The organism is Streptomyces sp. NPDC001002 (assembly GCF_053599215.1).
Window position 1 is genome coordinate 22,850 of record NZ_JBSFLV010000085.1, and the last position, 19,127, is coordinate 41,976.

General features: G+C 70.2%; 19 protein-coding genes and 1 pseudogene. All 20 read right to left on the bottom strand.

Going from position 1 to position 19,127, the window contains the following annotated elements:
* Window positions 1-13 precede the first annotated feature (13 nt).
* Window positions 14-1,141 (bottom strand): hypothetical protein, encoded by a 1,128-nt coding sequence (locus ACWDR3_RS31405; protein WP_450355952.1) that lies wholly within the window; start codon window positions 1,139-1,141, stop codon window positions 14-16.
* On the bottom strand, window positions 1,141-2,142 hold the full coding sequence (locus ACWDR3_RS31410) for a hypothetical protein (RefSeq protein ID WP_450355953.1): 1,002 nt from the start codon (window positions 2,140-2,142) through the stop codon (window positions 1,141-1,143). Before ACWDR3_RS31410 ends, ACWDR3_RS31405 begins: the two co-directional genes overlap by 1 nt.
* Window positions 2,143-2,185: 43 nt before the next feature.
* Window positions 2,186-3,271 carry a hypothetical protein gene (locus ACWDR3_RS31415; protein ID WP_450355954.1) on the bottom strand — a complete coding sequence of 362 codons (1,086 nt, stop codon included), beginning with the start codon at window positions 3,269-3,271 and terminating at the stop codon, window positions 2,186-2,188.
* A gap of 40 nt (window positions 3,272-3,311) precedes the next feature.
* Window positions 3,312-4,169 (bottom strand): phage distal tail protein, encoded by an 858-nt coding sequence (locus ACWDR3_RS31420; RefSeq protein WP_450355955.1) that lies wholly within the window; start codon window positions 4,167-4,169, stop codon window positions 3,312-3,314.
* Entirely contained in the window at window positions 4,166-5,365 is a 1,200-nt protein-coding gene (locus tag ACWDR3_RS31425) for a phage tail protein (RefSeq protein ID WP_450355956.1), read from the bottom strand. The genes ACWDR3_RS31420 and ACWDR3_RS31425 overlap by 4 nt, the downstream gene beginning before the upstream one ends.
* A gap of 51 nt (window positions 5,366-5,416) precedes the next feature.
* Entirely contained in the window at window positions 5,417-6,337 is a 921-nt protein-coding gene (locus ACWDR3_RS31430) for a hypothetical protein (RefSeq protein WP_450355957.1), read from the bottom strand.
* A 13-nt stretch (window positions 6,338-6,350) separates the two neighbouring features.
* The gene (locus tag ACWDR3_RS31435; RefSeq protein WP_450355958.1) at window positions 6,351-6,728 is read right to left on the bottom strand and encodes a hypothetical protein; all 378 of its coding nucleotides are present in this window, start codon (window positions 6,726-6,728) and stop codon (window positions 6,351-6,353) included.
* A 35-nt stretch (window positions 6,729-6,763) separates the two neighbouring features.
* Window positions 6,764-7,054 carry a hypothetical protein gene (locus ACWDR3_RS31440; protein ID WP_124002523.1) on the bottom strand — a complete coding sequence of 97 codons (291 nt, stop codon included), beginning with the start codon at window positions 7,052-7,054 and terminating at the stop codon, window positions 6,764-6,766.
* A gap of 53 nt (window positions 7,055-7,107) precedes the next feature.
* Window positions 7,108-7,683, bottom strand: coding sequence for a phage tail tube protein (locus ACWDR3_RS31445; protein WP_450355959.1), 576 nt, complete (start codon window positions 7,681-7,683; stop codon window positions 7,108-7,110).
* Between the two features lie 156 nt (window positions 7,684-7,839).
* The gene (locus ACWDR3_RS31450; RefSeq protein ID WP_450355960.1) at window positions 7,840-8,247 is read right to left on the bottom strand and encodes a hypothetical protein; all 408 of its coding nucleotides are present in this window, start codon (window positions 8,245-8,247) and stop codon (window positions 7,840-7,842) included.
* A complete protein-coding gene (locus ACWDR3_RS31455) occupies window positions 8,244-8,432 on the bottom strand; it encodes a hypothetical protein (protein WP_450355961.1) in 189 nt (62 codons plus the stop codon). Before ACWDR3_RS31455 ends, ACWDR3_RS31450 begins: the two co-directional genes overlap by 4 nt.
* A 306-nt stretch (window positions 8,433-8,738) precedes the next feature.
* Entirely contained in the window at window positions 8,739-9,821 is a 1,083-nt protein-coding gene (locus tag ACWDR3_RS31460; RefSeq protein ID WP_450355962.1) for a S1 family peptidase, read from the bottom strand.
* Between the two features lie 243 nt (window positions 9,822-10,064).
* A complete protein-coding gene (locus ACWDR3_RS31465; RefSeq protein WP_450355963.1) occupies window positions 10,065-10,991 on the bottom strand; it encodes a slipin family protein in 927 nt (308 codons plus the stop codon).
* Window positions 10,992-11,178: 187 nt separating this feature from the next.
* Window positions 11,179-12,075 (bottom strand): S1 family peptidase, encoded by an 897-nt coding sequence (locus tag ACWDR3_RS31470; protein ID WP_450355964.1) that lies wholly within the window; start codon window positions 12,073-12,075, stop codon window positions 11,179-11,181.
* Window positions 12,076-12,309: 234 nt separating this feature from the next.
* Entirely contained in the window at window positions 12,310-13,110 is an 801-nt protein-coding gene (locus ACWDR3_RS31475) for a DUF1684 domain-containing protein (protein WP_450355965.1), read from the bottom strand.
* Window positions 13,111-13,137: 27 nt separating this feature from the next.
* Window positions 13,138-14,439, bottom strand: coding sequence for an NtaA/DmoA family FMN-dependent monooxygenase (locus tag ACWDR3_RS31480; protein WP_450355966.1), 1,302 nt, complete (start codon window positions 14,437-14,439; stop codon window positions 13,138-13,140).
* Window positions 14,436-15,515, bottom strand: a complete 1,080-nt coding sequence (locus ACWDR3_RS31485; protein ID WP_450355967.1) for an LLM class flavin-dependent oxidoreductase — start codon at window positions 15,513-15,515, stop codon at window positions 14,436-14,438. The genes ACWDR3_RS31480 and ACWDR3_RS31485 overlap by 4 nt, the downstream gene beginning before the upstream one ends.
* 535 nt (window positions 15,516-16,050) lie before the next feature.
* Entirely contained in the window at window positions 16,051-17,856 is a 1,806-nt protein-coding gene (locus tag ACWDR3_RS31490) for an FAD/NAD(P)-binding protein (protein ID WP_450355968.1), read from the bottom strand.
* A gap of 307 nt (window positions 17,857-18,163) precedes the next feature.
* The gene (locus ACWDR3_RS31495) at window positions 18,164-18,760 is read right to left on the bottom strand and encodes a GTP-binding protein (RefSeq protein ID WP_450355969.1); all 597 of its coding nucleotides are present in this window, start codon (window positions 18,758-18,760) and stop codon (window positions 18,164-18,166) included.
* An 87-nt stretch (window positions 18,761-18,847) separates the two neighbouring features.
* A pseudogene (locus tag ACWDR3_RS31500) lies at window positions 18,848-19,127 on the bottom strand (hypothetical protein); the annotation flags it as partial.

Consider the following 19,127-nt stretch of genomic DNA (forward strand, 5'->3'; position numbering starts at 1 on the left):
GTCGGCTTCGGGGTCAGGTGATGTTCGTGGCGGGTGTCACGGTCAGCTGGACCTGCTCCTCCCCCGCGTCGCTGCCCGGGGTGACCTCGATGCCAGTGATCCGTACGTCGAAGTGGGTGCCCTCCGGGAAGAACACGTCCTTGATGACGACGGTGGCGTCGTCGCCGACCTGGTAGGAGCCGAGTACGGGTTCCAGGTCGGCGCGGACGGTCAGTTCGGGCAGGACGACGGGGGTCGACACGGCGGCGAGGGCCGAACGGGCCTGGGAGCGAAGGAGGTTGACGTCGGCGAGGTTGACGTAGGAGACCTCGGTCTCGGTGAGGGGACGTCCGGTGGTGCGGTCCTCGGCGACCGCGACGAGCTGGCCGGTCTCGCCCTGCTCGCCGAGGGCGAAGACGCGGCTCGCGGTGGAGGCGCCGTCGACCGGCCAGGCGTAGCCGATGAGGTTGGCTCCGTACTCCCACACGTGCGGGGTGCCCTGCTGGCCGAGGTGGGGGGTGCCGACGCGGAGTCTGCGGACGGGGCGGCCGTCGGTGCCGTAGGCCATGTCGAAGAGGAAGTCGGGGCCGTCCTCCAGGCTGGCCAGTTCGCGCAGCGCCTCGCCGGTGCTCTTGAGGCCGGCGCCGGGGTAGTCGAGGGTGCGGGTGATGCCGGAGCGGGCCGTGGACTCGGGGCGGACCCGGATGTCGCCGCCCGTGTGGGCCTGCGCGACGGCGACCAGGGTGCGGGCGATGTCGGACTGGTCGATGTCCGTGAAGGAGACGTCGACGGCGGCCAGGTCGGTGGTGTTCGGGTCGAAGTCGGCGGGCAGCACCCGGCGATGGTCGAAGTAGGAGAGGAAGCCCGCCGCCCCGATCTCCAAGTGCTGGTCCGCGGAGGTGTACTTGGCGGTCCAGATCACCCCGCCCCAGACGAGCACGCCGTCGCGCTCGACGTAGAGGGCGGCCCGTCCGGGTTCGGTGAGTTCGCGAGGGCGGTGGACGGTCACCCTGGGGTCGCCGAGGGGCAACCGGGCGCGGAACTCGCCGGCTTCGTTCAGCTCGGTGCTGAACGTGACGTCGTACAAAGGGAGTTCGTCGGTGATGGCGCCGGTGGTGAGGTCGGCGGTGTAGTACGTGTAGCGGGTCGGGCGGGAGCTCACTAGCCCACCAGCCAGCTGGTGTTGAGGTAGACCAGCTGGCCGGCCGGCATCTGCGTGCCCTGGGGATACGACAGGACGGAACCGTCGGTGCGGAGCATGAGTTCGAGGCCCCGGGTCACCCCGCCCAGCGCGGTGTACCAGTGGTGCCCCACCGCCGGGCGGAAGGCCGCGGGGAGGTTGATCACGGGCGTGGCGTTGGCCGAGAACGCGACCGAACTCTGGAGGCCGCCGCGCAGGTGGACAGCCGATCCGATCCGCCGCACGGCCGGTGTCTCGTTGTTGTAGACCGTCCAGTTGGCGAGCAGCGGGAGGGTGACCCAGCCCGTGTCGTCGTTGAGCGCCCGCCAGCCCGCCGAACTGTCGTACCACTCAAGGTGGTTGGTGTCCCAGCGGTGGATGTACATACCGCTGTAGGGGTACGTCGGCCGGCCGGCCTCGCCCCAGACCCGCAGGATGCCGCCGGCGCCGGTGGTCCACACGCGCAGGTCGTCGATGTCGCCGGCGCCGATCGACGTGGCGTTCTTCGCGACCCTGAGCCGGGCGAGCGGGATGAAGTCGCCGGTGACCGCGGGGTCGGTGGGGGTGGCGGCGGCCGTTCCCTTGACGAGCTCGACGGTCATCGCGGTGGTGGTGTCGCCGTACTGCGCGTCGCGCTGCCGGGCGATGATCAGGTCGTTGCGCGGGTTGGCCGAGTCGGCGGGGTTCGTGCCGAGCGCGTCGAGGGTCTTCTGCTGGTCGAGCGTGACGAGGTAGGCGCCGGTCGCGGTGGCCCTGGTCCCCTGGATGACGCCCTGGAAGGGGGTGACGGTGACCTTGCCGGACACGGTGGCGGTGGGCTGGACCTTGCCGGGGTCGGCGGTGGCCGGCCGGATGCCGCTGCGGGCCTGGACCGGGCTCGCCCCGGGCGCGGCGAGCACGCCGGTGGCGAGCCGGGCGTCCTCCGCGTCGACGACACCGCCGGAGATCCAGCCGGAGTCTCGTTCTGGAGTGGGCGTGCTCATGAGGATGCCTCTTCCGATCGGGGTGGCACGGGACGTCGGGGTGTCACGGGACGGGGAACGCCATCACACGCAGGCCGGTGTAGTGCGCGGCGGGCGAGAACACGAGCGCGGTACCGGTCGTCATCCCGCCGCCCCGGGCGACGTGCTGCGTCAGCACCAGCGGCGTCGCCGCGGGCAGCAGCCGGTGGCCCTGGGCGACGCTGGTGGTGATCCCCGTGGGGCCGCCGTGGAAGCAGGCGAGGGACACCGGCGTCCCGTCCTGCAGGCGCACCACGTGGTCCCAGCGCTCGTTGGCGCCCGAGGTCTGCGCGGTGAACTGCGCGGTGATCAGGAGCATTCGGGGGTACGGCGCCGCCGGCACCGTCACCTGGTTGAAGGTGTACCCGGTGGCCCCCGCCGAACCGGTGGTCAGCGGCCAGCCCGGGTCGGCCGGGCCGAAGAGCTCCACCGCTCCCGTGGCCGCGGGTCGCCATGCCGTGCCGGCGCGGACCATGTCGAGTCCGGTCTCCAGGTCGTACACCCGCTGCCCGGAGTAGCCGTCGGCCGGCAGGGACTCCTGGGTCTGGAGGGGGAGCACACCGCCGGCGGCGACGGTGTACGTCCGCAGGTCCTTGATGTCCGCCTGGGTGATCGCCCCCGCGTTGGCCCGGACGGTGATCTCGGCGAGCGGCAGCCAGTCGTCGGTCATGGCGGGCGGGACCGGTGTGACCGCGGGGTTCCCGGCGACGATCCGCACGAGCATGCCGTCGCTCTCGTCGCCGTACTGCCGGTCCTTCTGCTGGGCCACGACGAGGGCGATGCGCGGGTTGGACGAGTGGGCCGGGGCCGCGGTGAGCACGTCGAGCATCTTCTGCTGGCCGAGCGTGATCAGATACGCGCCCGCTGCGGATCTGCGGGTGCCCTGGATGACGCCCTGGAAGGGCCGTACCGTCACATGGCGCGTGGGGGTCGAGGCCGCCTCGACGTTGCCGGGGCTGCCGGGTCCCGGTTTGATTCCCGTGCGGGCGGCGATCGGGTTGCCGGGATCCGCGGACGCCGCGGCGAACACGCCGGTGGCGAGGCGGGCGTCCTCGGCGTCCACGACACCGCCGGAGAGCCATCCGGAGTCGCGCTCGAACTCGTCAGCCATGCGGGGCGTTCCTTCTGTAGCCGTATTTTGGTGGGCGGTCTCAGAGCCAGGCGTCGCGCCATTCGGCGGTCAGCCGGGCGGCCGGGGCGTAGTCGCGGGCGCGGAAGAGGACGGGCGTGGCACCGGGCCGGAGCGGGAACCAGTCCGAGCCGGGCCGCAGGGTGGAGCGGCGGGAGGCCGTGCCCTGCAGCAGGACCGAGCGTGCGTCGGTGTCGATGAGCAGGAACTCGCCTTCCTGGAGGGTGAGTTCGAAGGCGAGCTCGTCGCCGGTCGCGGTGTTGGTGATCACCGGCTGGACACAGGGTCCGGCGATCCGCCAGATGGGCCAGGTGGGGGCGGTGCCCGCGTTCTCCAGCAGCAGCCTGCCGCCGGAGGAGCCGGACCCGAAGTTCAGCGGGAAGGAGAGCGGGAAGCTGACCCCGCCGCTGGAGGAGGGCAGCGGACAGGTGCTCGTGTTCAGCCCGTACGAGTACCGCAGCGGGTCCGGCGCGGTCATGGTCAGGGAGAACTCGAAGCCGGACTTGCGGTCGACGATCTTCGTCTCGGCGGTGAGGCGGACCAACACCCTTCGGGTGCGGTGCGGTTCGGTGACGACGAGCGGCAACAGCGTGCTGCCGTCGGCGAGTACGGCGGCCAGCCGGTCCTTCGCCGCTTCGCGCACCGCGCGTTCGGGGGTGACGGCGGTGCCCTCCAGGGTGATCACGCGCGGACCCCGGTAGGAGGGGGCGTCGAACGCGCCGTTCCGCTCGGGGCGGTCGATCAGGGTGAGCCGGACGGGCGGGGTGGCGGCCCAGCCCTGCTCGCTGGTGACCCACCATTCGACGCCGGAGTCGTCGACGGTGTTCCCGGCCCAGCCGTCCACCTCGAACACCGGCTGCTGGAGCTGCTGTCCGGTCATCGCTTGGCCGCCCAGGCGAGTTCGCGGGCGGTGATCCGGCCGATCTCGTACTCCGACTGGCCGGGCCGGGGATGGACGTTGACGGTGACCGGCGCGGACGCGGTGGCACCGGTGCGGATCGCCGACCGGGCGCCGGCGGCTCCGGCGAGGCTGTAGCCGGGGCCGATGACACTGCGCGCGGTGGCGGTGGCGAGCCGGCCGGCGGCGCCCGCGACCCGGTTGCCGCTCTGCTCCATGCCCAGGGCGAGGCCCTCGCCGATGTCGCCGCCGAAGCCCATCATCACCTTCGACGGGGAGGAGATGCCGAGGATGCTGCGGATGGGGCCGGGGATGTGATCGATGATGAAGTTCTTGATGGTGTTGAGCAGGGCCGAGGCCTTGTTCTTGATGCCGTTGATCAGGCCGTTGATGAGGTCACCGCCCAACTCCGTGAGTTTGCCGGGCAGTTCGGCGAAGAAGCTGACGATCTTGCCGGGCACCTCGCGCAGGAAGTTGACGACGCCGTTCCATTTGTCGACGATCCAGTCCCGGACGGCCCCGACGGCCTCCTTGATCCGGTCCCAGTGCTTCACGATCGCCAGCACGGCGATGCCCACCGGGCCGGTCAGAATGGCCACCAGCAACGGCCAGTTGGCCTTCAGCCAGTTGACCACGTTCTTGCCCGCGTCGATCAGCCAGTTGATGGCGACCGACGCGGCTTTCATGACCGTACCCACCACCTGCCCGATGACCTTGAAGGCCGCCTGCATGACGGCCTGCACGGTCTTGGACTGCATCGCCATGTCGATGAGCTTGGTGATGAGCGGCATGATCAGGGAGAGGATCGCGCCCAGGATGTTGGCCTTCATCGCGGTGTTCAGGCCGCGTTGGGCGGTGGTCGCGGTCTTCAGTCCCTGACTGAACCGGCTGAAGAGACCGCCGCCGGATGCCGCGCTGCGGCCCGCCCTCTGTACGTCCGCGGAGGCCCGGACGGCGGCGGTCCGCATCTGGTTGAGGCCACTGCTGGCCTGCGTGGCCGAGGTGCGCAGCCGGCCGGTGGCCGTGCTCGACTGGGTCGCCGCGTTCTTGAGCCGGTCGACCGAACCGGTGGCGCCGGTGACCGCGGTCCGCATGCGCGTGACGGCACCGCCGGTGTTGGTGGCGGCGGACCTCATCTGGTTCAGCGCCCGGGTGACCGATACGAGTGACGTCTGCATGGTGGGTTGGCTCCGTCGGTTTCGCCGTTGGGGTCGGTGTCGTGGGGGTCGCTACTGACGCAGGGTCCGTTCAAGGGAGTTGATGCCGTCGCGCAGCCCCTCGATGGACCGCCTCGCGCTCTGGGCGCTGCCCTCCAGCCCCCGGACCTTCTGCATGCCGTCCTTGACCTCACGGTCCAGGGAGCGGACTTTCCTGAGAGTGCTCTTGAGGTTGCTGTCGGTCTCTCTCGCCCTGACGAGTACCTGTCTGCGCAGCTCTCTGACCTGCAGCAGAGCGTTCCTGGTGCCCTGCTCCGCCGAACGGGCCACCCGGTTGGCGGTCCTCCCACTCTGCTCCGCCGAACGGGCCACCCGGTTGGCGTTTCTGCCGCCCTGCTCCGCCGAGTGGGCCACCCGGTTGGCGGTCCTGACGCCAGCGCGCACGACGGCGACCTGCTCGCGCAGACGCTGGTCGCCGGCGCTCGCGGTACGTCGGACCTCCCTGGCGCTGGTGGTGATGCGTTCCTGGACCGCGCTGATCGCCGACCTGATGTTCCTGTCGGTCCGCACCAAGTCCGCGAACCGGCCGTCGATCACCCGGTCCCGGTTCCTCTGCTCGCGGTTCTCCAGCATCTTGTTGATGTCGATCACGGCGTGCTCGTGTTTGAACAGGCTGTACTCGAGCTGCGCCCCGGCGACACCGACCTGGACACCGGTGGCCTCGACCTTGCCGCCGACCGCCTCGGCCTTGCCGCCCACGGTCTCGGTCTTGGCCCGGATGTTCTCGTGGTCGTAGTCCTGGGCCTCCTGCTGCGCCTTCCAGGAGGTGATCTCGGTCTGGACGGCGTTCTTGAACTCGGCTGGAATGCTGGAAGCGGCCGCGAGCTGCTGCTTGAACCGGGCGGCGAACAGAGCCGGTGTCCCGCCGGGGTTGTCCTCCAGCTTCTGGACCCTGGCGTTCAGCTGGTCGACCAGTTCCTTGATGTCGCTCAACTGCCGGTTCCTCTCATCTCGGCGAGCTCAGGAAGGCCACGATCTCCGCCGCCGACGCCCCCTGCTCGACAGCCGGCGGACTCACCTGCTCGGGGACCTCGACGGCACCGCCGCTCGGGCGCGGCACCGGCTCCGGATACGGCGCCGGCTCCGTGTCCTCGTCGCGGTTGACCGTCGCGAACATCCAGTTGGCGACAGCCAGTTGGTCGACGACCGCGGCCAGCAGGTGGTCGGTGATCGTCCAGTCCGCCTGTTCGCCGTGGACCGCCCGGGCGAAGGACGAGTCGGCCGGCAGGTGTTCGGTCAGGACACGCAGGCGGCGGGAGGAGAGACTGCCCCGGTGCCAGTCGAGAAGGTCGACGCCGTAGTGGCGGAGCAGATCCGCCTCCAAGGCCTCGGCATGCTCGTCGACCAGCGCGCCGAGGCTCAGCCTTCCCCCAGCGTCATGCCCGTCTCGCTGCCGTACGCCTCCAGGATCGCGGAGACGTCCTGGACGCTGACGTCGTACTTGCAGAACCGCTCGAACTGCTCGGGACCGAGCAGCAGCGCGAGCAGACCGTCGATGTCGTTGTCCTCCAACGTGGCGATCTGCTTGGCGATGCTGCGCGGGAACTCGGTGGGCAGGTGGAAGACATCCGTGTCCACCTCGAACTCCCAGTCCTTGCCGAGGGTTTCGAGGCGCTGAGCACGGGCGGCGTTGACGTTGAAACGGGCCATGAGGGGTCGGGCTCCTTGCGGGGACGGATCAACTGACGGGCAGAAACGCGGACTTACGCCGCGCTGAAGCTCGGGTCCTTCATCAGGAAGGTCGCCAGCGGGGCACCGTCCACCGTGGCCAGCGCCGTGAACGTGACGCCGAGCTTCACCGGGGCCGTACGGACGAGGGAGATCTCCTCCGTCTCGGTCACCTGGCCGCGGGCGATGATCATGCGGTACCTGACCTCGTCCCCGTCGGTGAACTCCAGCCCGAGCATGCGCTCGTCGAACTTCGGCTCGGCCGCCAGCTCGTACTTGTAGAGCCCGGACCCGGTGGCCGTCTCCTTCACCTTCCCGCCGCCGAAGAAGAACGGCAGCGTGTCCTCGTTGAGTTGGAGGAGCTGGAACTTGAAGCTGAGGTCGCGGTCGGAGTAGACGAACCTCGCCGAGCTGACGCTCTGCCAGGTGTCCACGGGGTCCAGCTTGTCCTTCTTGGAGATCTTGACCCCGTCGGTGGTGGTGTACCCGAGGTCGCTCCAACCGGCGCCCCAGACCGCGGCGGTGTCGGCGGGCGGCGCGGTGGCGAGCGGGGCGATGAGAACCCGGCCGCTGCCCGCGACCCGGATCTCCTTGGCGTTCATTCCGGCCATCACTGCTCCTTGATGGGAGTGGGACATGACGTGCTACGGACTTGGTACGAAGGGACTGCGGAGGTGCTACGGAAGTACTACGGGGGTAATACGGGGGCACTGCGACGGAGACGACTTCCCTCACGGGGAGTGCGTCAGGGGGCCGGTGACCGACCGTCAGGCCGGGCGGACCACCAACCGGGTCGTGGAGACATAGCGGTTGGCGGTGGCGTGCCGATAGTCGGGCAGCCAGCGCGGGCCGTCCTCCTCGACCACGTCCACCACGGTCGCCTCGCCGTACACCGCTCCCCGGAGTTGCAGCATCAGGGCGCGGGCGATCAGGGAGACGGTGTGGGCCGCGGGTTTGGACGGCCCGTAGACCTCCAGGTCGACCAGCGGATTGTCCAGGCGGGGATCCTCCGCCCAGGCTCCGCCGACCCGGGAGACCAGTACGGCGCGCTGCGAGCCGTCGAAGCCGGCGGGCGGCTGGACGTCGACCAGGACACCCGCCAACTCACTGCGGTCCTTGAGGAGATCGACGACCAACTGCTCCACGTCCGGGAAGGTGATGTACGGCTCGCTCATCCCCGGGACTCCGACTCGGCGTCCGTCTCGGCGTCCGGTTCGCCCTCGGCCTCGGGTTCAGGTTCGGACTCCGGCGCGGGACGCGCGATCACCCCGAGCACTCCCCGCGCGGTCGAGTCGTCGACCTCGACGACATCACCGGGCTCGTGCCCGTTCCACCAATAGGTCAACTGGATCTTCTGCACAGCACTCCCCCGTCGTTCGGCTGTACGGCTCCCCGCGGAGGTCTGGTGAAAGCGACTTGATGAATGGTCAACTTCATCCGCTAGCACGCGAGTTGACGCCCCCGGGGTCCCAAATGTAACCAGCGCCCCAAGAGCAGCGTGAGGCGCGAAATGTTTCAAACAGATAACGATCAGATGGAATTCGCCTACGGCAACCATTCGATCGCCCTCCCGGCACGCGAACTCCTGGCACGCGAACTCCCGGCATGCGAAAGTCCCGCCCCTCGCGCGCGGGGCGGGACTTCACGTCATCTCACGACCAAGAGATCAGCCGATCTCCGCCCCGAACGTGGACAGCGCCTCCGTCACCGGCTGGAAGAACGTCTCCCCGCCGGACGTGCAGTCGCCGCTGCCCCCGGACGTGAGGCCGATCGCCGCGTCGCCGTCGAAGAGCGAGCCGCCGCTGTCGCCGGGCTCGGCGCAGACGTCGGTCTGGATGAGGCCGTTGACGATGTCGCCGTTGCCGTAGTTCACGGTGGCGTCCAGGCCGGTGACCGTACCGGTGTGCACCTGCGTCGTCGAGCCGCTGCGGGTCACCTTCTCGCCCACGGTGGCGGCCGCGGCGCGCGTGATGGGCTGCGCGGAGCCGTTGTAGAGGTCGACCTCGCTCGGGTGGTCCACGTCGGACGTGTACTTGACAAGACCGAAGTCGTTGTCGGGGAAGCTGGACTGCTCGTTGGTGCCGATCTCGTTCCCGCTGGAGTCGGACCAGGTGGAGATCGCCTCCGTGCAGTGCCCGGCGGTGATGAAGTACGGCTGGCCGTCCTTGACCACGTTGAAGCCGAGCGAGCAGCGCCCGCCGGAGCCGGTGATCGCGTCGCCGCCCGCGATGAAGGGCTTGAACTCCCCCTTCGTACGCTGGAGTTCGGCGACCGAGCCGAGTCCGTCGACGACCTTGCCGAGCTTGGTCCACTCGGCCGCCGAGACCGTGCGGTCGGCGGTGACGACGACCTTGTTGGTGGTCGGGTCGGTCACCCAGGAGGTGCCCGGGATGGTCGCGTCCTGCTTGAGCGTCGTACGGGCGCCCTTCAGTTCGGCGAGGGAGTTCTCGACGAGTCTGGCCGTGGCGCCGGCCGCCTCGACGGCCTTGGCGGCGGTCTCGTCGAGGACGTTGACGACGAGACTCTTCTTCTGTGCGTCGTAGTACGTGCCCGCCGCGTCGCTGCCGAGGTCCTGGCCGAGCGTCGAGGCGAGCTTTCCGGCCGCGAGGGCCGTCAGGGTGTGCGGCGCGGAGTCCTTCGCGGGCTCGCTGGCGTTCGCAGTCTGGAAGGTGACTCCCGCGGCGACCAGTGCGGTGACACCCGCACCTGCGATGGCCGCACGCCGCTTGGGTATGCGTCGGTGCTGCAACTCACGTCCTCCTGTGGGGGGTTCGGCCCGGGAGATTGTGGGGACCTCGCGGGCCGGAAGGCTGGTTGACGGGCGCCTACTATTCCGAGGTGCACAGGGAGCACACAAGGTCGAGTTCAGGACGCACGTACGCCGAGGGCGTGCGCTCCCCGTCCGCAACCGTTCGCAGTCGCCACGCCGTCATCCCAGGGAAATTCGCACTGCAAACACTACGGGCGAGTAACCGGCACCAGAGGGTGAGGATCAGTCGTGGCTTGAATTCGACTCTCCGGAGGCCTCCGGCAGTTGCGGCGACTGCTCCTGCGCCGAGGGTTGCACCTGAGCCGGCTGCACGTGTTGCACCTGTGGCTGCTGAGGCGGCTGTTGCGCCTGCGGCTCCTGCGGCTGCTGTTGCATTTGGGGCTGCTGTGGCGGCTGCGCCCTCTCCAGGAACCGCAGCAGCTCCACCGGGAACGGCAGCACGAGCGTCGAGTTCTTCTCGGCCGCGACCGCCACCACCGTCTGCAGCAGGCGCAGTTGGAGCGCGGCCGGCTGTTCGGACATCTCCTTGGCGGCCTCGGCCAGCTTCTTCGAGGCCTGCAACTCGGCGTCCGCGTTGATCACCCGGGCCCGCCGCTCACGGTCCGCCTCGGCCTGCCGGGCCATGGACCTCTTCATCGTCTCGGGCAGGGAGACGTCCTTGATCTCCACGCGGTCGATGGTGACGCCCCACTCCACCGCCGGGCTGTCGATCATCAACTCCAGCCCCTCGTTGAGCTTTTCGCGGTTGGAGAGCAGATCGTCCAGCTCGCTCTTGCCGATGATGGAGCGCAGCGAGGTCTGTGCCATCTGCGCCACCGCGAACCGGTAGTCCTCGACCCGGACGATCGCGTCGGCCGCACCGGTCACGTTGAAGTAGACGACCGCGTCCACCCGTACCGTGACGTTGTCCCGGGTGATGCCCTCCTGGGCCGGCACCGGCATCGTCACGATCTGCATGTTCACTTTGCGCAGCTTGTCGACGAACGGGACGACCATGGTGAACCCCGGTCCACGCACCTCGGGCCGGAGCTTGCCGAGGCGGAACACCACGCCTCGTTCGTACTGTTTGATGACGCGCGCCGCGGCCATCACGTACACCGCTCCGACGGCCGCGAGCGAAGCTCCAGCCGCCACCAGCTCCTCGACCATGCCGGCCCCCAGGGTCCCGAGTGCGCGTTACAGAGGAGTTCTGCCTGTACTTCGAAGGTAACTCCGGAGTAGGGACATGGGCGAGCCCCCGCACGCCGATTGCGTACGGGGGCTCGCCTGCCGCCGGCTGCGCTGTGCGCCCGGGCTCGTCAGCTCGGGCGCGGACGAGGACTGCTCCGCGGCTCGGTCAGCCGATGGTCACGCCGTAGTAGCTCAGCGCCTCGGTGACCGGCTGGAAGAAGGTCGTGCCACCGGAGGTGCAGTTGCCGCTGCCGCCCGAGGTCAGACCGTAGGCCACGGTGCCGGCGTACAGCGCACCGCCGCTGTCTCCGCCCTCGGCGCAGACGGTGGTCTGGATCATCTGGTAGACCACGTCGCCGCCGCCGTAGTTGACGGTCGCGTTCAGGGCGGTGACCCGGCCGCTGTGCGTGCCGGTGGTGGAGCCGCGACGGTAGACCGTCGTGCCGACGCTCGGCGTGGCCGCGCTGGTGATGGTCTGGCTGCCGACCGAGCTGGGGTGGGCCACCGAACCGGTGTAACGCACCAGCGCGAAGTCGTTCGTCGGGAAGCTGTAGCTCACGTTGCTGCCCAGCAGCGTGGTCTTCGCGGAGTTGGAGTACCAGGTGGAGGCCACCTCACCGCAGTGCCCGGCGGTCAGGAAGTAGTACGTGCTCCCGCTGTGCACGTTGAAGCCGAGGGAGCAGCGGTAGGCGCCGCCGTAGATGGCGTCGCCACCAGTGATCAGCTTCTTGAACTGACCCGGGGTGTGCTTGATCGTGAGCGCACCGGCGTTGCCGCCGGCCTGCGCCTTGATCTTGGCGATCTCGGTCTTGGAGACCGTGCTGTCGACGGTGACGACGACGCGGTTGGTCTTGCTGTCGACGGCCCAGGCGGTGCCCGGGATGTCGGCCTTGAGCACCGAGCCGCTGACGCTCTTGAGTTGCGCCGTGCTGAAGGGGGTGACGGTGGACGCGTTCGCGCTGGGGACCGCGAACGAGGCGGCGGCCACGAGTCCGGTGGTGACGGCGATCAGCCGGGTCCGTCTCGAAATGCCGCTGCGCGGAGTGGTGCGCTTGATCCTCACTTGTCGTTCCTCCACATGGGGAAGTCGGGGGCCCGCGTGGGGTCGGGGCCCGTGAGGCGCAGCCAGGGCCCACTTCGTCCGGATTCCGGACATGCCGTGCCCCTGACAAGCGCTGTGGGGAGTATTCGGCCGAACAACCGTTAGGCACAAGGGCGCCTTTCGGCCGTGAATCTTTGAACCAACTGTGCGACCGGGCCGCTCCCCCCTCCCTCCCGAATGCCGGTGCCCCCGCACTCAGATCAGGTTGCGCTCCCCTGCCTCGATCGCGATGTCCAGCGTATTGCCCGGCGGCGGGAAGGGGCAGATGAAGGCGTCGGCGAATGCGCACGGTGGGAGCAGGGCGCGGTTGAAGTCCACCGTTGTGCGCCCCTCGGCGTCCGGGGCGGCCGGGCGCAGGAACCGGAAGCGATGACTGCTCCGTCCGCTGCTGACGTCGGCGAACACGGCCCACAGCGAGCCGTCGCCCTCGACCGTGACCTGGAGGGTCAGCTCCCGTCCGTCGAGGGTGAACGCCAGCTCTCCGCCGAGCCCGAGGCCACGCTTGCGGCCGTCCGCGTTCTCGACGCGTACGGTCCGGTCCTCGGCGTACGGCGTGAAGCGCCCCGGCACCGACCAGCGCGGGTCGTAGGGGGTCGCCTCGATGCCCCGGAAGTCCTGCCGGGCAGGCGCGTCCGGGTCGAAGTCCCGTACGCCCCATACGCCTTCGCGCACCAGCACGACCAGCCGCCGCTCGCCGAACGCGACCCGGGCCGCGGCCGCCGGACCGAGGTCAGGGGCCAGTCGGACGGTGCCGTCGAGGGGGCGTCCATCCACCGTCAGCCTGTCCGCCGCGGTCGCCGTGAGCCGTACCGCGTCGCCGTCGTCCGTCCAGTTTCCGGGGATGTCCGGAAGTCGACCGTCCGGATAGTCCTCCAGCCAGTGCGTGCCGGTCAGCGCGAGCGACCCGTGGGGCGCCGAAGCCGAGGCCACACGGTGCTCGTGCCAGTGCTGCCACTCGTCGGCCGCGTCCGCGGTCGTGCGATCCACCCTCGTCATCACGTCACCAACCCCGCCGTCATCCGATCAGCCCGTCCCCACCGGGTCGGACAGCCCGAGATGTGAGCGCAGGGTGGCGCCCCGGTATTCCGTGCGGAACGCGCCGCGTTCCTGGAGCAGCGGCACCACCCGGTCCACGAACTCGTCGAGTCCGCCCGGGGTGAGATGCGGTACGAGGATGAAGCCGTCGGCCGCGTCCCGGCGGACGAACTCCTCCAGTTCGGCGGCGACGGCCTCGGGGGTGCCGATGAAGGACTGCCGGGCGCTCGCCTCGATCACCGTCTGCCGGATCGACAGACCCTTCTCCCGCGACAGAGCCCGCCACTTCTCGGCGATCGCGACCGTGTCGCCGCGCCGGGTCCGTCCCCGGCTGATCCCGGAGTCGGGCACCGGGTCGAAGTCGGGCAGCGGCCCGTCGGGATCGTACGAGGACAGGTCGGCGCCCCAGACCTGCTCAAGCGCGAGGATCGCGTTCTGCGGGGAGACCTGCTGCCGGCGGATCCCGGCGGCCCGCTCCTGCGCCTCGGCCGCGGTGTCGCCGAGGACGACGGAGACACCGGGCATGATCTTCAAGTCGCCTGCCGTACGGCCGTACTTGGCCAGCCGGCGTTTCACATCCGCGTAGAACGAGCGGCCCGCCTCCAGGGAGCCCTGCCGGGTGAAGACCACGTCGGCCGTGGCCGCCGCGAACTCCCGTCCCTCGTCGGAGTCCCCGGCCTGGATCACGACCGGATGTCCCTGCGGTGAGCGCGGGACGCCGAACTCGCCCGCGATGTCGAAGTGTCGGCCGCGGTGCGCGAAGGGCCGGAAGACCCCGTCGGAATCCCCGGAGTTCCACAACTCCCGTGCCACTTCGATGAATTCAGCAGCTCGCGTGTACCGGTCGGCTCGGTCGAGGAAGCCGCCGCGCCGGAAGTTCTCGCCGGTGAAGGCGTCGGAGGAGGTCACCACGTTCCAGGCCGCCCGGCCGCCGCTGAGATGGTCCAACGTGGCCAGTCTGCGGGCGAGTTCGTAGGGCTCGTTGAAGGTCGCGTTGACCGTGGCGGCTAGCCCGAGGTGTTCGGTGACCCCGGCGAGCGCGTTCAGGACGGTGAGCGACTCCGGGCGCCCGACGACGTCCAAGTCGTGGATGCGGCCCTTGTGTTCGCGCAGCCTCAGTCCCTCGGCGAGGAAGAAGAAGTCGAACAGACCCCGCTCGGCGGTGCGCGCGAGATGCTCGAAGGACGAGAACTCGATCTGCGACCGCGACCGCGGATCCGCCCACACCGTGGTGTTGTTGACCCCGGGAAAGTGCGCGGCCAGATGCATCCGCCTGCGTCGTACGGTCATGACGTGCCCCCTGCCACGGCGTACCGGTTGGCGGGCCGGGCCAGTCCCAGGTGCTCCCGCAGCGTGCTGCCCGGGTAGAAAGTGCGGAACAGGCCCCGGTGCTGGAGCAGCGCGACCGTGCCGTTGACGAGCCGCTCCAGGTCACGGCGTGGCTCGGCGGGCGTGAGGTGGAAGCCGTCGACGGCGCCGTCCTTGTACCAGGCGGCGATCAACTCGGCGAGGTCCACCGGACCGCCCCGGTACAGCGGCCCCTGCGCGGTCTGCCGGGGACCGCCCCCGCCGTGCCCGGGCTCGGCCGCGTGCTCGCCGTCGCCGAGGTCGATCAGGAGACTGGCGAGCACCCGCGGCGCATCCGGACCACGCCCGAACTCCGCGGCCCTGCGCCGCAGTTCATCGCGTACGGCCGCGGCCTGGGCGGGACTCACGGCCTGCACCAGCGCCACGTCCGCGTACCGGGCGGCCACGGGCCGGGCGTGCCCTTCGGTGGCGTCGACGACCCGCACGGGGTGGCCCTGCGGGGGCCGCGGCACGATCGAAGGACCCTTGACGGAGAACGAGTCGCCCGCGAAGTCGACGTGATGCAGCTTGTCCCGGTCCACGAAACGGCCGGTCGGCACATCCCGTATCTCGGCGTCGTCCTCCCAGCTGTCCCACAACCGCGCGGCCACGTCGGCGACTTGACCTGCCTCCCGCCACAACTCGTCCGCCGCGGCGGCATGTCTGCGGCCGAAGAGGCGGGCCTCGCCCTCGGTGGCCGACACGTCGATCCGCCAGCCGGCCCGGCCGCGGCTGACCCAGTCGAGGGTCGCGACGGCCGCCTGCACGTGGAAGGGCTCGGTGTGGGTCGTGGTCACGGTCGGCACCAGCCCGACCCGACTGGTCGCCGGCGCCACCCGCGCCAGAACGGAGAGCGCGTCGGGTCCAGGCCGGGCGAAGGTGTCGTCCAACGTGACGAAGTCCAGCCCACCCCGCTCGGCAAGCCGCGCCAACTCGACATGGGAACCGGCATCGAACACCGCCGGCTGGTCGATCCCGGCGGCCAGATGCAACAGCCCCCGACCGTACGAAGGGCTCATGTCGAAGATCCTTTTCGAAGAACACACGGGAGGCGGCGGGGGCAACGAGCCCGGCGCGCACGCTGGGAGGGGCGGGGGTCACTGGTCCCGTCCAAGAGGAGGGAACGGCGGGGGTTGCTGATCCCGCCCACGCGCAGGGAACGGCGGGGGTCGCTGGCCCCGCCCACACGCAGGGAACAGCGGGAGCCGCAAGCCCGGTCGCCACGGAGGGAACGGTTGGGGTCGCAAGCCCCGCCCAAACACAAGAAGTGGCCGGAGTCACCGGCCCCGCCCACACGCAAGGACCGGCGCGAGCCGCAAGCCCCGCCGCCACGCAGGGAACGGCTGGGGTCGCAAACCCCGTCCACACACGGGGAACGGCCGGAGTCACCAGCCCCGCCCACCCGCAGGGAACAACGGGAGCCGCAAGCCCCGCCGCCGCGCAGCGAGCAGCCTGAGCGGCAATTCCGGCCCACTCGCAGGGAACGGCGAGAGTCACGAACCCCGCCCACGCGCAGGGAACCGCGGCAGCGGTGTCGGGAAGCAGCGGGAGCGCTCACGCGGCCGCCCGGGCGGAGAGTTCCGCCAGGAACCGCAGCGCGGCCCGTGCCGTCGCGTCGTTCTGTCGGAACGCGGGGCCGCCGGTGCGCGGCCGGGTGAAGGCGCCGGAGGTCCGGCCGTCGGTGAAGGGGCCGAGTGCGAAGCGACGGGGATGCGGTCGGCCGGCCCGGTCGAGGATGCGTCCGTCGCCGGGGTCCACCCGCAGCAGCCCCTCCGGGGTCTCGGCGACCCCGTCCCCTTCCTCGTACAGCTCGCGGAGCAGGGCGTCGCGGGCCCGGCCGATCGCCGGATCGGGCAGCCGCGCCTCGACCAACGCCCGTGCCTCGACGAAGGAGTTGGGCACGGTTGCGCTGGTGGCCCGGAACACGCCGTCCTCCGCGGTGACGGTCATGTCGGCGCCCAGGAAGTTCAGGACACCTGCGCGGGACAGCGCCAGCAGCTGCCGCAGTCGGGGGCCGGGCGGCCCGGAGGCCAGATAGCTGAAGAACCCGTGCCACCAGGGCCCGATGTCCCCGAGCCGGATCAACTGACCGTAGACGGAGAGCAGTCCGAGGAAGACCGCCAAGTCCGGGCTGTACTGCGGATCATGACGTCTGGTCAGGTCCCGTTCGACATAGCCACGCAGCCCCTCCTGGAACTCCTCGAACGAGCCGTACCGCACCCCGTCCAGCGGATGGTCGAGCGCGGTGAGATCCAGCCGGTCCGCCGCTCCGGGCACCGCGGAGGCCACGAGGGCCTCGCGCTCGGCCAGGTCGGCGGCGGCAGCGTACTTCTCCTCGAAGTCGGCCCAGGGCATCGCGGCCCGCTCCGGATGCACGGTGAACAGCCGGTGGTAGTGGGCGAACCCCAACTCCTTCTCCACCAGCGGCCACACGTCCCGCCGGAACTCGAACCCGCCCGGCCTGCCGAGCAGTTCCGTCACCTCGGCGGGCCCGAAGAACCGTGGCAGCGGCGGCCGTTCACCGCTCCAGTCGTAACCGATCTTCGAGTGGTACGGCACTCCGCGCCGCGACCCGACGTACAGCACCGGCTCCCGCCCGGACGGCACGTAGGTGTCCCCCTCGTAACGCCCGCCGCGCCCCTCCGTCAGCAGCACCATCAGGTCGACGAAGGCGAGCCCGAAGCCGCGGACCAGGACGGGTTCGCCGGCCTTCAGCGGGGACAGATCGCTGTCGGCGGTGAAGTCCGGCGGCAGATGGACCAGCCCGTGAGCGGCGGCGTACGACGCCAACTCGCTCTGCTGCTCGTCGAGTTCGGCGTCCAGGTGACCGAGGGCCAGCACGACGAGGTCGGCCAGGAGCGGACGCGGGCGGCCCTGGAGCCACACCTGCTGGCGCCCCTCGCGCGGGCCACCCACCCGCAGGGCGCGGGTCGGGTGATGGTGGACGGTGATGCCCTCCGGCAGGGCGGCCAGGGCCTGCTCGTGCACCCAGCGCAGGTAGGAGCCCTGCAGCGGGCGGTCGGCGAAGACGTCCGCGTCGATACCGGCCCACTCGTGCAGCGTGGGCCCCTCCCCCACGGGACCCTCCATGGCCACCGTCTCGTCGGTGAACATCGTGACGTCCTCGGCGTGGGAGTTCATCCACAGCAACGGCGACTGGGCGGCCCGCCAGATGCGTCCGGCGCCCGGTGGATGCGGGTCCACGAGATGGATGTCGAGACCCGAACCGGCGTACAGCTCCTGCGCGTTGGCCGCGATCCGCTGGATCAGACCGGTCCCTCGCGGCCCGGCCCCGACGATCACCAGGGAGGGCCTCGCGCCGGGTACGGCGGTGACTTTGGCAAGGGTGTCCGATGACATGCGAAGACTCCGTGACGCATAGGTCGAGCACGGGTGCCTTCACACGGTGCGCCGCTGGGCGCGCTACGGCCGAGCCCCTCAGCAGGGCCGTCCGTCGACTGTACGGGGCCGTTTCCCCTCGCTGTCAAGGTTGTCCATCATGTGAGCGGCACGTCTCAGCTCGGTTGACGGGAAACCGGATGCCTGTTCCACTTGGCCCATGCATCCACAGCAGTGGCTGGTCAAGCGCTCCCACATCGACTTCGGTCGAGTGTGGTCCTCTTCCTGTTGAGCCTTCCTCGCTGCACGTGTTCTTCCTTCCCCGCCTTCACACGCACACCCCTCCCCTCCCCTTGGGCGCCGCCCGGACCCCGATCACCCGGTCCAGCAACGCGCCGAGCACGTCCCGTACCGACCCGCGGTCCCGAGCATCACACTCCAGCACCGGCACATCGCTCCTGAGCCCCAACACCCTGCGCACTTCGTCGAGTTCGTACCGGTCCGCGCCGTCGAAGCGGTTCACGGCGAGCACGAACGGCGCGCCCTGCGTCTCGAAGTAGTCGACGGCGGGGAAGCACTCCTCGATCCGACGGGTGTCCACGAGGACCACCGTCCCCAGCGCGCCCTCCTCCAGGTCGTCCCGGAGGAAGGAGAACCGGTCCTGGCCGGGCGTCCCGAAGAGGTATAACGCGATCGACGGATCGAGCGTGATCCGCCCGAAGTCGAGCGGGACGGTCGTGGTCGTCCTCGACTCGGTCCCGTCGACCGCGTCGACCCCCATCGAGATCTGCGTGATCGCGGCCTCCGCGTCCAGCGGTCCGATCTCCGAAATGGCCCCGATGAACGTCGTCTTGCCGACCCCGAGCCCCCCGCTCACCACGATCTTCACAGCGAGCGGCACGATCCTGTCAGAGCGCCCTGACATGGTCCCGATCCTTTCGAGCGGCCGCACGCACTTCGCGTCCTTGCCGGAGATACGTCCCGGAACGCCCCCGCGTTCAATCCAGCCGCCTCAGCAACTGCAGTCGCAGCCGCAATCGCAGCAGTCGCAACCGTCACAGCAACTGCAGCAGTCACAGCAGTCGCCGCAGTCCGGGTTGCAGAGACCTTCCTTCGGCTCCCGGGTCCAGGGGTCCTCGTACGAGCCGCAGCACAGCTGGCACGTGCAGGCGAGGCCCGCCCACACCGCGCACCCCGCCAGCAGCCCGCGCCGGTCCCGGCGCGGCGGCTCGGGCGGCAGCGGCGGCCCACCGGGACATCGGAAGAGCGGCGTGGAGGGACAGAGTGTTGGG